13 protein-coding genes and 1 tRNA gene are annotated in these 12537 nt (G+C 46.0%); 6 read left to right on the forward strand and 8 right to left on the reverse strand.

Annotated features, from left to right (window positions below):
- Positions 1–34 precede the first annotated feature (34 nt).
- Positions 35–328, reverse strand: a complete 294-nt coding sequence (locus WH37_RS05720; protein ID WP_046229612.1) for a hypothetical protein — start codon at positions 326–328, stop codon at positions 35–37.
- A gap of 160 nt (positions 329–488) precedes the next feature.
- Between WH37_RS05720 and motA the strand changes: the two genes are divergently transcribed.
- Together motA and motB are read left to right on the forward strand one after the other, a co-directional pair.
- A complete protein-coding gene (gene motA / locus WH37_RS05725) occupies positions 489–1289 on the forward strand; it encodes a flagellar motor stator protein MotA (RefSeq protein ID WP_046229613.1) in 801 nt (266 codons plus the stop codon).
- Positions 1273–2112, forward strand: a complete 840-nt coding sequence (gene motB / locus WH37_RS05730) for a flagellar motor protein MotB (protein WP_046229614.1) — start codon at positions 1273–1275, stop codon at positions 2110–2112. Before motA ends, motB begins: the two co-directional genes overlap by 17 nt.
- Before the next feature lie 95 nt (positions 2113–2207).
- On the opposite strand, the gene WH37_RS05735 is transcribed toward motB, so the two are convergent.
- The 3 genes from WH37_RS05735 to WH37_RS05745 all read right to left on the reverse strand — a co-directional run bounded on the left by WH37_RS05735 (position 2208) and on the right by WH37_RS05745 (position 5502).
- Positions 2208–2738, reverse strand: a complete 531-nt coding sequence (locus WH37_RS05735) for a DinB family protein (protein ID WP_046229615.1) — start codon at positions 2736–2738, stop codon at positions 2208–2210.
- A 94-nt stretch (positions 2739–2832) separates the two neighbouring features.
- Positions 2833–3579, reverse strand: coding sequence for a 23S rRNA pseudouridine(2604) synthase RluF (gene rluF / locus WH37_RS05740; protein WP_046229616.1), 747 nt, complete (start codon positions 3577–3579; stop codon positions 2833–2835).
- Positions 3580–3615: 36 nt separating this feature from the next.
- A complete protein-coding gene (locus WH37_RS05745) occupies positions 3616–5502 on the reverse strand; it encodes an ATP-binding protein (protein ID WP_052736831.1) in 1887 nt (628 codons plus the stop codon).
- Positions 5503–5717: 215 nt separating this feature from the next.
- Between WH37_RS05745 and tadA the strand changes: the two genes are divergently transcribed.
- Positions 5718–6188 (forward strand): tRNA adenosine(34) deaminase TadA, encoded by a 471-nt coding sequence (tadA, locus tag WH37_RS05750; RefSeq protein WP_046229617.1) that lies wholly within the window; start codon positions 5718–5720, stop codon positions 6186–6188.
- A 4-nt stretch (positions 6189–6192) separates the two neighbouring features.
- Here the strand turns inward: tadA and WH37_RS05755 are convergent, their stop codons facing one another.
- From WH37_RS05755 to WH37_RS05770, 4 genes are all read right to left on the reverse strand, one after another.
- Positions 6193–6387, reverse strand: a complete 195-nt coding sequence (locus tag WH37_RS05755; RefSeq protein ID WP_046229618.1) for an aspartyl-phosphate phosphatase Spo0E family protein — start codon at positions 6385–6387, stop codon at positions 6193–6195.
- Positions 6388–7036: 649 nt separating this feature from the next.
- Positions 7037–7237, reverse strand: coding sequence for a methyl-accepting chemotaxis protein (locus WH37_RS37340; RefSeq protein WP_280522244.1), 201 nt, complete (start codon positions 7235–7237; stop codon positions 7037–7039).
- 255 nt (positions 7238–7492) lie between these two features.
- The gene (locus tag WH37_RS05765) at positions 7493–8023 is read right to left on the reverse strand and encodes a chromate transporter (RefSeq protein ID WP_046229619.1); all 531 of its coding nucleotides are present in this window, start codon (positions 8021–8023) and stop codon (positions 7493–7495) included.
- A gap of 26 nt (positions 8024–8049) precedes the next feature.
- Positions 8050–8679 carry a chromate transporter gene (locus tag WH37_RS05770; protein WP_046229620.1) on the reverse strand — a complete coding sequence of 210 codons (630 nt, stop codon included), beginning with the start codon at positions 8677–8679 and terminating at the stop codon, positions 8050–8052.
- A 263-nt stretch (positions 8680–8942) separates the two neighbouring features.
- Between WH37_RS05770 and WH37_RS05775 the strand changes: the two genes are divergently transcribed.
- From WH37_RS05775 to WH37_RS05785, 3 genes are all read left to right on the forward strand, one after another.
- Positions 8943–10142 carry an ROK family transcriptional regulator gene (locus WH37_RS05775; RefSeq protein ID WP_046229621.1) on the forward strand — a complete coding sequence of 400 codons (1200 nt, stop codon included), beginning with the start codon at positions 8943–8945 and terminating at the stop codon, positions 10140–10142.
- A 122-nt stretch (positions 10143–10264) separates the two neighbouring features.
- A tRNA-Arg gene (locus WH37_RS05780) sits at positions 10265–10341 on the forward strand.
- A 288-nt stretch (positions 10342–10629) separates the two neighbouring features.
- On the forward strand, positions 10630–12531 hold the full coding sequence (locus WH37_RS05785; RefSeq protein WP_046229622.1) for an ATP-binding protein: 1902 nt from the start codon (positions 10630–10632) through the stop codon (positions 12529–12531).
- Positions 12532–12537: the final 6 nt, after the last annotated feature.

The raw sequence follows: 12537 nt of genomic DNA on the forward strand, positions 1-12537 counted from the left end.
GACCGGGGTTTGAGCGCCCTGCATGCCCTATGGTTTAAATCAATCGTACCATATGCGTGACATTATCGCCCTGCGCTACCTCAATGACATGATGCTTCGCGTGATAGGAGACTTTGCCTAAGCCCACCTCGATTATCGACTGCTCGCCCAGCCCGAAAAACACATCGTCGGCCAACGCCTCCATCACCTCGTGCTTCTCTTCTTCCCCTAGCGCCTCCCACTCTTCCTTCTCCATTTCAAAAAAGGAGTAGCTGCCCTCAATCGCGCTGACCGCCGTTGTAAGTTCCTTCAATATATCCGCATATTCCCTTGCATGCTTTACGCCCATAATAAAGTTCCACCTTCCACTGGTTTACTATTCATTTTACCGCATTTTCACAAATTTTAATGCCTTTCTGTTTAAATCCCTTTCAGGTCTAATCTCCTTGACCCCTTCTGTCGATAATAAAGATAGAGAACTTTCGAAATTGTATTGGACGGGGTGTATAATGAAAAATTCAACTATTATCGGTATTGTTCTAGCTATTATAGGTATCTTTGGCGGGATGGTGGTAAAGGGAGCTCCGATTTCCAGTCTCTTGAATCCTGCTGCCTATATGATTATCATCTTAGGTACCGTCGCAGCTGTTATGATCGCTTTCCCCATGTCAGAGCTACAAAAAGTCGGCAAGCTGTTTAAAATGGTATTTGGCGCACAGAACTTAACTTCACGCGAACAACTCATTACTCAATTTATGGAATGGGCCGGCATTACACGCCGCGAAGGCCTGCTCGCTCTTGAAGCTAAAGTAGATGAAATCGAAGATAATTTCCTGCGTAACGGCATGAGGATGATTATTGACGGCAACGACCAGGAGTTCGTTCGTGACGTTCTGCTTGAGGATATTGCAGCTACAGAGGACCGCCATAAAGTCGGCGCGCTTATTTTCACCCAAGCGGGTACATATGCGCCTACACTCGGCGTACTCGGTGCCGTGGTTGGTCTGATTGCCGCTTTGTCGGATATGAGTGACATTGAGAAGCTGTCCCACGCCATCGCTGGTGCGTTTATCGCGACGCTGCTTGGTATTTTCACAGGTTACGTATTATGGCATCCATTCGCCAACAAACTGAAACGAATGTCGAAAGCTGAGGTTCAAATCCGTCTGATGATGGTAGAAGGCTTGCTCTCTATCCAATCCGGCGTATCCACCATCGCAATTAGCCAAAAGCTGTCGGTATTCCTGACTCCGACTGAGCGTGAGAAGATGAGGGAGAAGGAGGAAGGGGCCGTTGAGCAAAAAGCATAAGCACGAAGAACATGAGGAGCATGTTGACGAATCCTGGCTCATTCCTTATGCCGACTTGCTCACTCTGCTGCTGGCACTGTTTATCGTATTGTATTCAATGAACTCGGTAGACGTAAAAAAATTCCAGGAAATGAGCCAGGCGTTTAATATTGCCTTCACTGGCGGTACAGGCTTGCTTACTGATCCGGCTGCGGTCACTACGGGCGATTCGAAAGACGCGCCACAACAGTCGCCTAGCGATTCAACACAAAATCCGGCTGCTGGTGATGACGAGAAGGACGATGCGCAGAAACGCCGTGAAGAGCTGATGAAGCAGGAACAAGAGGATCTGGAGAAGCTTAAGAAGCAAATCGATGACTATATTAAGAAAAATGGTCTCACCTCCGACCTGGAGACGAAGCTCAACCAGTCTCAGCTCATGATTACCATTAGCGACGAGGCACTGTTCGCATCTGGAAGCTCCGAAGTGAAGGAAGATTCACGCGAGCTGGCCACATCCATTGGCACGATGCTCCAGCAGTATCCGGACTACGAAATTATCGTCTCGGGACACACGGACAACAAACCGATTAACACCTATCTCTTCAGATCGAACTGGGATTTAAGCACCTCCCGTGCTGTACGTTTTATGGACATTTTGCTTGAAAACCAACAGCTCTCACCGACCAGATTTACCGCAAGCGGCTACGGAGAAAATCGCCCGCTTGCCAGCAATGACACCGAGGAAGGCCGAGCGCAAAATCGCCGCGTTGAAGTATCCATTATCCGCAACTATGTAGATTTGGAGAAAGCGCAGGAGCTAAAAGTCAAACCAAAAAAATAACCGGATTGGCAACAGAAAAGCCGTCACTACCGTGCCCATGCATCGGAAGTGACGGCTTATTTTTGCTGTCAATGAAGATTATCGCACTAGAGCTTTTATTTAGACAGAACATTTTCACTATACCACTTTCTAAGCTGGTTAATTTGAGCTTGATGGTAACGGCTATGGTCAGCCATATGCCATAACCCCCAACGTAAGGTTGCTTGCTTTTCATTTTCATGGCCAAATGTGGCAACTTTATCGAGATCAGCATCTGTTAATTGTGTACATGAATCTTTCAACATTTTTAATATATCTACATAGTTAGAAATAAGTGTGTTCAAGGGTATTCCTTTGACCATTGGAAGCCGATTATTTTCATCTATCATGGGGCCATATTGTTCTTTCAATGACTGCGGAAGTGGTTGTCCCTTTATTCTGTAAACCCAGTTCAGATCAACATACATGATATGTTTGATTAACTGAGCAGTACTATTCAAATTGCCATTAGGTCCTTTGTTATCTACCTCTTCTTGAGACATGCCCTCGGTGATTAATTGTAATCGTTGGCTGTTCTCTTTTACAGCGGAATATAACATGCCTACAATTGGCGACATATTTGCTTCACCTTGTAAATCGTAAAGCATCCTAGTTCAACCACCCTCGCTTTATATGATATGCCCATTTTCAAAATATAAATCTGAGCACTAAAAAAATTTTATTTTCTTCTTACAGCAGCTTCTAATTCGATTCTGATTTAGGGCCTGCTTGTGCTGAAGATGACGGCGACGCTGGCGTATAATCCAGCAAATCAAACAGCTGCGCTTTCTCCAGCTCCGTCAAGTCGCGCCATTCGCCGATAGGCAGCTCGCCCAGTTGAATGTTCATAATGCGGACACGCTGAAGCTTCCGCACATGGTAGCCGAAGGCTTCGCACATTCTGCGAATTTGGCGGTTGCGACCCTCTGTCAATACGATGCGGAACACGCGCTCCGCACTGCGCGTCACTTTGCAGGGTAGCGTCATGCTGCCCAAAATTTTGACGCCCTCCGACATGCCAATGACAAACGATTCGCTGATCGGGCGATCCACCGTCACGATATATTCCTTCTCATGCTTGCCCTCCGAGCGCAAAATCGGATTCACGACATCGCCGTCATTCGTCATGAGAATAAGCCCTTCGGAATCTTTATCAAGTCTGCCAATGGGAAAAATCCGCTCTTGATGGCTCACATAATCAACGATGTTGCCTTCAATATGCAGCTCGGTCGTACAAGTAATGCCCGCAGGCTTGTTTAAAGCAATATACACATGGCCCTTATGTTCTCCAATTCGGTTGCCGTCAATACGCACATCATCGCCGTGCTCCGCTTGGCTGCCAAGAAGTGCCGGGCTGCCATTGATCGTCACCCGTCCGCCTTCTACCAGCTTGTCCGCTTCTCGACGCGAGCAATAACCGGTTTCACTAATAAATTTATTAATTCTCACTTGCCCTCACCTCATCCAAGTATGCCGCTCATTCTGCTATCCATATAAACCTGCAGCGCCTGCTTTTTCTACTAGTATACCTCCGTCGCCCTCGTCTTTCAAAGTAGGAAGCGTAATAGTCACCGTTGTTCCGGCGTTCACTTGGCTTTGAATATCGATCATGCCATGATGGCTCTGGATAATGCGCTGGCTGACCATCATGCCAAGTCCGGTACCGCTCTCTTTGCCTGTCACGAATGGGCTGCCGATTTGCGGAATCATTTCCTCCGGAATGCCGATGCCTTCATCCGCTATTTCTATAGTAATATGGCTGGTGTTTCGTTTTAAGCGTATGTAAATCGGGCCTCCGCTCGGCATCGCTTCAATTGCATTTTTCAGCACATTGATGAATACTTGCTTGAGCTGATTTTCCTCACAGGAAATCTGGCAGGGCTCTTCGGTGAAAACGGTAAGAAACTCCGCATTATGTAAATTTGCCTCGCTGTCCAGAAACAGCAGCACATCTCGCAGCACCTGTTTAACATCCTTTACGGTAAACTGTGTCGCCTGTGGTTTTGCCAAAATCAAAAATTCGCTGACAATCAGGTTAATGCGATCCAGCTCCGACAGCATCAAGCTTGTATGCTCGGCATTTCCCGTACGATTCTTCAGTTGAAGCTGAAGAAAACCTCGGAGTGTCGTCAGCGGATTACGAATTTCATGGGCAACGCCAGCCGCAAGCTGACCCACCGTCGTCAGCTTCTCGGAGCGGCGCAGCAGCTCCTCCATCTTGTTGCGGCTCCTCATGTCGCGGGTAATGCTCGCGAACGCCTTCACCTCGCCTGCACTATCTCGAATCGGGGATATCGTAACACTGACGGGGATGACTTCACCCAATTTCGTTAAACGCTTCGTCTCCTGTGCAGGGAGCACCTTGCCCGCAAGGAGCGAGGCAATGATCAGCTTCATTTCTCCCCGGTGGCTTTCCGGTGTGAGCACCAGCGAACAACCAAGCGCCTCTTCCGCTGTATACCCATACAGCTGCTCAAAGGCTTGATTTACTTGAATAATGATTCCCTGCAAATCGACAACATGGATCGCATCACTCGTATGATTAATGAAGGATTGTAAATAATTTTTCATCCGGCGGTTTTCTTCAAAGGCTTTGCGCAGCTTGTCCATGTAAATGCTGAGATTTTGCGACATTGCGTTTATTTTCACAGCGAGCAAGCCAAATTCATCCCTGCTTCTCACTTTAATGAACGAATCAAAACGGCCGTGAGACACCTCATTGACCTTCCACAAAATCGATTTAAGCGGACGGAGCAGCATGCCCGACAGCAAATAGCTCCCAAATAGGATAAATAGCATAAAGATGCTGGCATACTTCAACCAATCCCTCACCTTGTATGCAGCCCGTTCATGAAAGTATTCATAGCTATAGACGATGCGAATAACGGCGGGCTTCATATTTTCATTGCTGTAGTAGCTCTTTAAATAAGCCACCCCATCCTCTTCGAATTCATTGACCCGAAAAAGGCGATCCCTGGCTGTCTGATTAATCAGCTCCTGTTCAAGCTCGGCATCGTAATGGCTCTGCTCTCCATAAATAACATCATAGCTAGCTATGCTCGTAACCTGCTCCTCATGATCATGCGGCTGTAATATGGTTATATCCAAAATGCGAGCGTCCCATCGCTTCCAGCCTTCAATCAGCCTATGCAATTGTTCCTCCGTCTCTGCGTCAGGAGGCATGCCCGCCGCCAGCTGGCTATCTGATAAAGACAGCGTTTCGTAAAGCTGTACAGATGCTTTGCTCAGCATGCTGCCAAGATTTTTGTGCATATTGCGAAACATCGAATATTGGTCCACAATAAGTAGGGTAACAAACATGGAGAAGAATGCTATCGCAATTAGTAAGCAGAGCTTGAGTTTGAATGGCACTACGAAGACCACCTTTATCGTCGTAAATTCGAACGACTTATCCACATTCTATGAACAATATACGCTACTTATGCACATACCGGTCGAATATTTTGTGTATAAAAAAGTGCATAACCATAAAGTTATCCCCAATGTTATCCACCACATGTTAACAACAGAATATCTGTTCGCTGAATAAACGCAATTGATTTTACATTTATAGGAGGGATTGCATCATGCTGCGAGAGCAGGAAGACGAATTTTGGATGCAACAGGCTATTGAGGAAGCCAGAAAAGCTGAGCAAATTGGTGAGGTTCCCATAGGAGCTATTGTTGTTAAGGATCATCAAATCATTGGGAGGGGCTACAATCTTCGAGAAACGCAGCATGATCCTACTGCCCACGCCGAAATGGTCGCCATCCGCGATGCATGCAAGGAGCTGGACGCTTGGCGGCTGCTCGACTGTACCTTGTATGTAACATTGGAGCCTTGTCCAATGTGTGCTGGAGCTATCGTCCAATCAAGAGTAAAGCGTGTCGTATATGGAACCGGCGATCCCAAAGCAGGATGCGCAGGCACGCTAATGAATTTGCTGCAGGAGCCGCGTTTCAACCACGAAACGGAACTGACTAGCGGCGTATTGCAACAAGAATGCGCCACAATGCTTACCCAGTTCTTCAGGAAGCTGCGACGAAAAAATATATAATTGACTAGTCGTTTTTACGACGCATGGAAGAACCAATCATCTCATCACGCTGCATCTGTTGAAGTGCAACGATTAGTTGGTCTGCCTCCTCGCTAATCGCAAGAACGTCAGGGTCTGTCAGACTACCTCGTGCTTCGGCTATCTCATGGAGCTTTAGCCTTAGCGATTGCAATTGATCGAGTAGAATTATTTTGTCCATAGCTCGCTTCGTGGCCCACTCCTTAAATATAGCGCTCGTGTGGCAATTTTATTTTATTATACGCTTATTCCGGTGGGCTGTTTGTAAAAACGTGTCGACAATCACCTATAATTTTCAGGCAACTTTCGACAAAATCAGGATTAGATTCCAAAATAGTAGTCCATAATACCCATTTTTGAGTTTTAATGATTAACCAAATCAGCAACATATTGGCAAAGATGACATTCATGAATGGTTGCTGCTGTTCATTTCTTCATTTGGGAAAGTCCTTTTTATTTTCCCGACAAACGATGTCGATTTATCCACCGCGATTTTGTCGTAATAAATCTTTTTTTGTAAATGAAAGCTGACATTAGCAGGAGAGCCGCGGCTATCCGTACGGCATCCTTATGCGTTTCGATTAGCATAGAAGTACACCTATAAGCGAACCCTTTATCTATGTTTGTTTTGAAAAAAAGCCCTGCCGCTTGACGGTTATCGTCATGGGGCAAGGCCTTCCTCGCTTCCAAGATGCTGAAAGCGTTGATCTCAACAGGATCTCTCGTTCTCGAATCATTATTTCGTAAAATTGTAGGAAATCATCTGATCAGCAATGTCCTTCATCGATTGGCTTGAGTTCTGCAGACGCTCGATAACGCTCGTAAAAGCGCTAACCATGGAAGCCTGCTCCTCGGATGAGGCCACAATTTGCGAAATTCCGCGCTCCATGCCTTTGATCAACGTCTGAATGTCGCCAAGCGCCTTCTCCATTTCTACTGTCGCTTTTTTTGGAATCGACAGACAACTTCCGCACTTCGGGGGTCACGACACTAAAGCCTGCTCCCGCTTCGCCTGCGCGCGCCGCTTCAATTTCCGCATTAAGTCCAATGCTCCAGTTGATTCTGGCTCGTTAGCGTTCGACAATTTGTTCCACATGGAACATCGTCCTCCTCGAATGCTGTTGAATCCATGATCCGAAGGAAAGCCAAAAGCCGCTTGTTTCGGGAGTTTGCTCTTTGCAGCACTCCCGAAACAAGCGGCTTAATAAGGTTCCAAGCTAAAGTATAGGGCTATAGGAGAGGAAAGATGAACAGCCTTTTCATTGTGCCCCCTTCGACAGCACCCGCTAAAATAAAATAATACCAGCCGCCCCTGCTCCGGCAATGATGATAAACGGATGCAGCTTGTAGCGCAGCAGCAAATACAAACTGCATGCAACGATGAGCAGCATCCCAGCGAACGACCAGCTCAGGATCGATCCATCATTCGGATAGCCGAAATGAATGGCCGCATAGACCATTAGGCCGGTAATCATCGGCTTCAAGCCGTAAAAGGAGGCCGACAGCCATTTATTATTTTGGAGACGGAGGATGAACGCCGACAGCACAATCACGAGCACCAGCGACGGCAGCACCATGCCGGCAGTCGCTATGACCGCGCCCGTGATGCCGGCGGACTGATAACCGATCAGCGTCGCGGCATTTGTTGCAATGGAGCCAGGCGCCATCCCGGCAAGGGAGACGGCCTGCTGAAATTCACCTTGCGTCATCCAGCCTCGGGATAAAGCCTCGTATTGAATAATCGGAATAACCGCGTAGCCCCCTCCAAACGAGACACAGCCTATTTTCAAAAAAACAATAAACAGCTCTCCGAGCATATTCCGTCCCCCTCTCCATTTCCCGTCTAAATGTAATATTCAATTTCGCTGCTGTTTCTGCTGACGGAAGCTTTCTCAGTTAACACCTTCATCCCCAGCAGCTCCTTGCCCTTCGTGAATACGATGCCTCCAAGCAGACCCGCCATGACGACGTAAATCGGATTAATCGTAGTAAACAGCAGCACGGCAAGCGTCACAACCGCTACGAACGTCGTCGCAACATCAAACAACGCCGCCCGCGCCATGCGGTAAGCTGCCATCACCATTAAGGCAATGACCGCTCCATGTATCCCTTTAAGTGCCGCTACCAGCTTCGGATGATCACCAAAAACGCGCATGAACAAGCCGAGCAGCAAAACGAGCAGCAGCGTAGGAAGCGTGATGCCAACGATGGCGATAATAGCCCCTGCGGCGCCCGCCTGCCGATAGCCAACCATCGCTGCCGCATTGACGCCTACACCGCCGGGTGCGGACCCTGCAAGCGAAATGAGCTGCATCCATTCTTTTTCATCCAGCCACTGCCGCTTCTGCACGGCCTCCCGCTCGATCATCGGCATCATCGCGTAGCCGCCGCCAAACGTTGTAGGTCCAATTCTAAAAAATATCCAAAACAGCTGCAGCAGCATGCCTAGCCGATTATTTTGTTCATTTGCCATGAGGTTCCCTCCATTGATGGGTGATGCTACCTCTCTATTGTACCACCTTTATTTCATTTTGGGATTAACTTAAGAAAAAAAGGCTTATAACTTCATTTTATCGGAATCAATCGGCTGGATTATAAGTGATTTAGAGTAAGTTTATTTCATTTTGACAAAATGTTCGAGACGGACTTGAACATAGCGACTGTCCTTGAATTACGATATAATGAAGAGTGGCACTTTCATTTTTTCATCCTACCTATAGTAAGCAGGGATTAGTTATGTACAAAGCGCAGCGAAGCGTTCCCTCTCATAAAGAGCTTATTTATACACAAATCGCCGAGCAGGGCACCGTGTCGAAAGCGGAGCTGCTAGACAGGCACAAGCTGACGAGCAGTACGCTCACACGTGTACTGGAGGAGCTGGTGACGGAGGGTCTGATTCAGGAGACGGGTCTTGGTCCTTCCAGTGGCGGCAGACGGCCGATTTTATACCAGATTCATGCGGATTACCGGTACATTTTCGGACTGGAAATTTCGCGTTTCTCTTCGACGCTAGGCTTATTCGATATGCAGCTGAATCAGAAATCACTCGTGCGCTGGCGGATGGATGAGGCGATGACGCCGCAGGCGCTGGTCGACTACGCGTCGCAGCTGATGCGCACGCTGCTTCGGGATCATCGGATCGAGCGGGAGCAAATTCTCGGCATTGGCATTGGGGCGGTTGGACCGCTTGACCGGAGCAGCGGAATGATTTTGGACCCGCTGTATTTTGCCGCCCGAGGCTGGACGCAGGTGCCGATTTGCCAAATGTTTGAGGAAGCAACCGGATTCACAGCGTTTCTTGAAAATGGTGCCAACACCGCGCTGCTCGGCGAACGCTGGGCGCTGCGTCATGAAGACATCGAGCATGCGCTGTACGTGCATGCCGGCGTCAGCCTGCGCTCCGCGATGATGTCGTACGGCCGTATCGTCCACGGCACGATGGATATGGAAGGCTCGATCGGGCAGATGATCATTCATACCGATGGACCTCGACTGTCTTCGGCAGGCAATTACGGTGCGCTGGAGGCGTACGCGTCGATTCAGGCGCTGGAGCATCAGGCACGCTCCCATGCGAAGATGGGGCAGGATTCGCTGCTCAAAGCGTATTCCGTCACGCCCGAGCAGCTCAATTATGAAGTGCTGCTGCAAGCCCTGTCGGCGGAGGATCCGTATGTGCGGGAGCTGTTCCAGCAGTCCGCCGTCTATTTCGGCGTCGGTCTGGCGAATTTGATTAATATTTTTCATCCGGAGCTTGTTATTCTGGGCGGCGCTTTAATTAATTCTAAGCCGATGTATTTTCAGACCGCTACAGAAACCGCGAAGAAAAACACCTACTATTCCCCCGCCTATGAGCCGAGGTTTTCCAAAGGCCAGCTCAAAGAGGATGCCGTCGTGACCGGCGCGGCGCTGACTGTGCGCAATAAGATGCGGATTTAATGAGCGTTGTGATATTGGTGCAGCAGAATGTTGAATTCTGAGCTGGATGGGTTGAACAAGGGATTAGGCAGGTAGGCAATGTTGCTTGATTCAGCCTTCCATGGTAAAATAATCAATGCTGCGCGCCCGTAGCTCAGCAGGATAGAGCGACAGTTTCCTAAACTGCAGGTCGTACGTTCGAATCGTATCGGGCGCGCCATATTTAAAGAGTCGAGAACCGTACTAATGTGCGGTTCTTTTTTGTGTTTGTCAGCGTGTTTGCGGTAGGAACCTGCGGGCGAAGTGTGCGTTAGAAGACGCTATTTTCTATACATAGGCCAAATGGCATGGTATAGTCAATTTGAAGGAATTGAATTTTTATCCAGTGGTATTTGCGATGTTTGTAAATAAGACGTTATACGCAATAATTGAGGTTCTAAACAAAATAGAAGAAAAATAAGAATAATTGTCGAATAATAAGTATTACAAATTTTAGGAGGTATATAATTTGGCTGTATTCAATCCGAAACAAGCTATCACAAATATGATTGACCACTTTTTATTAGGAGCTCAAGGTCTTTTGGAGGTGACAAATCGTGATTTCCATGAAATATATGCTGAAAGAAACGCAATTTATGGTTTAGTTTATGGGAAGCCATCCAACAGAATGGCTACGTTGTTAAATGTCGATAGAGAAATATTGATACTATTTACAAGTTTTCGATCCCAGCAGGCCAGAACTGTAAAGACCATTAAGACTTTACTTTCTGATTCTAGTGGTAGACTCGAACCTACGATAGTTATTGTTGTTCACCCCGATCCAGCGGGTAATACCAAACTTAAAACGTGGGGCAGAGAAAATGGAATTTCAATTCTTCCGATATATTATTCTGAAGAAAAATTCCCACTACCTCCTGATGTTTTTGAAAATATCCTTTGTAAAGAGCTCTTCTCATATGATCCCTTTGATATTACTGGTCCAGTTTCTGATGATGATAATTTTTATGGGAGAAGAACTGAAGCACAGGATATATCACGTCAATTACAAAATGGGCAGATTAAAGCGACCTTAGGAATAAGAAAAATCGGTAAAACTTCAATAGTAAATAGAGTTGTGGAGACATGCAGAAATTATCACGAATGTTTTATCGTTGTTATCGATTGCTCAAGAGATGAAGTATGGTCTCTTAACTCCTCGGAGCTTATGCTATCCATAGCTTCATCGCTAGATAAAGCAAAATCCATACCTGAAAGATATTATTCGCTGGATCCTATATCAACAAAAAATGATATAAAAGAAAGTATGCGGCAATTAATTGCAAGCGTAATGACAAGCGAACTTCCGGTTATTATAGTTTTTGATGAAATAGATTATATTACACCAGGAAGCCCTACTGGAAAGCATTGGGTCGATGACTTCAATGTATTTTGGAGAAATTTACGTGTAATTTACCAGGAATGCTCTAGAATTAATAGACCCTTTTCATTATTGTTGAGTGGGGTTTCTAGCAAATGGTTTAGAGTTGAATCAATAAATGGAATTGAGAATGCTGCTCTAGCATTTATTCCAGAAGACTACTTAAGCCCACTTCCGAGAGGTGCAACAATTGCTATGATAAAATCTCTTTCTAGGGTGGCGGGGCTACAATTTGATGAGATGACAGCTGAACTTATTGCCAACACTTGTTGTGACGTTCCATATTGGGTCAGAAAAGCTTGTTCATTTTTGCATCGTAGAATTGATATTCAATCTAGACCGTTTAAGCCAGAGATCGGCATGGTTAGAATGCATCTAGATGATTTTGTTCAAACAGAAGGCGCTATTATTGCACAAGTTGCAATCCAACATCTCTTTCGAGTTTATCCTGAGCTTAAAACTTATTGTGAGAGGGCATATCAAAGTAATTATGATGAGTTGCCGAAAACATATTTATCTATTATGTTTAAGTATGGATTATTGAAGATAACACATGGTAAATATGAATTGTCTGGAACGATGGTTAGAGAGGGCCTTGGATTAATATTTCAAGAAAAAACAGATGATTCGGAAATTCTAGATATACGCTTTAAAACCGAAGTTTCTGATCATGCTTTTATAGAGCAATGGGCAGATGAACTCGCACTTATTGGTAGAAGAAGAAATATACTCGAAAAAAGATTTAGAGGTATTGTATTAAATTTTTTAAGATTTGATGCACTTCAAAATAAAACGAAACCTTCTCCTCATGAAAGAATAATAAAACGAGTAGATGAGAGAAGAAAGAAACATCTTGAGCTACTAAGTACTGATGATTTAATAGAGAAACTATTATGGACAGAGTTGATTTCTGTTATTGAGAAAGATTGGAGGGTCTGTCAACAATTTTGTGTAAACTCTATTGAAGCAAAAGTTAACGCAGGTGCTGACTGATCCGTT

Source organism: Paenibacillus algorifonticola, assembly GCF_000971975.1.
Classification (GTDB): Bacteria; Bacillota; Bacilli; order Paenibacillales; family Paenibacillaceae; genus Pristimantibacillus; species Pristimantibacillus algorifonticola.

Excerpts from the sequence above, each read along its gene's own strand:
- WH37_RS05720 (WP_046229612.1), bottom strand. The coding sequence starts at position 328 with ATGGGCGTAAAGCATGCAAGGGAATATGCGGATATATTGAAGGAACTT.
- motA (WP_046229613.1), top strand. The coding sequence starts at position 489 with ATGAAAAATTCAACTATTATCGGTATTGTTCTAGCTATTATAGGTATC.
- WH37_RS05735 (WP_046229615.1), bottom strand. The coding sequence starts at position 2,738 with ATGCTTTACGATTTACAAGGTGAAGCAAATATGTCGCCAATTGTAGGC.
- tadA (WP_046229617.1), top strand. The coding sequence starts at position 5,718 with ATGCTGCGAGAGCAGGAAGACGAATTTTGGATGCAACAGGCTATTGAG.
- WH37_RS05755 (WP_046229618.1), bottom strand. The coding sequence starts at position 6,387 with ATGGACAAAATAATTCTACTCGATCAATTGCAATCGCTAAGGCTAAAG.
- WH37_RS05765 (WP_046229619.1), bottom strand. The coding sequence starts at position 8,023 with ATGCTCGGAGAGCTGTTTATTGTTTTTTTGAAAATAGGCTGTGTCTCG.
- WH37_RS05770 (WP_046229620.1), bottom strand. The coding sequence starts at position 8,679 with ATGGCAAATGAACAAAATAATCGGCTAGGCATGCTGCTGCAGCTGTTT.
- WH37_RS05775 (WP_046229621.1), top strand. The coding sequence starts at position 8,943 with ATGTACAAAGCGCAGCGAAGCGTTCCCTCTCATAAAGAGCTTATTTAT.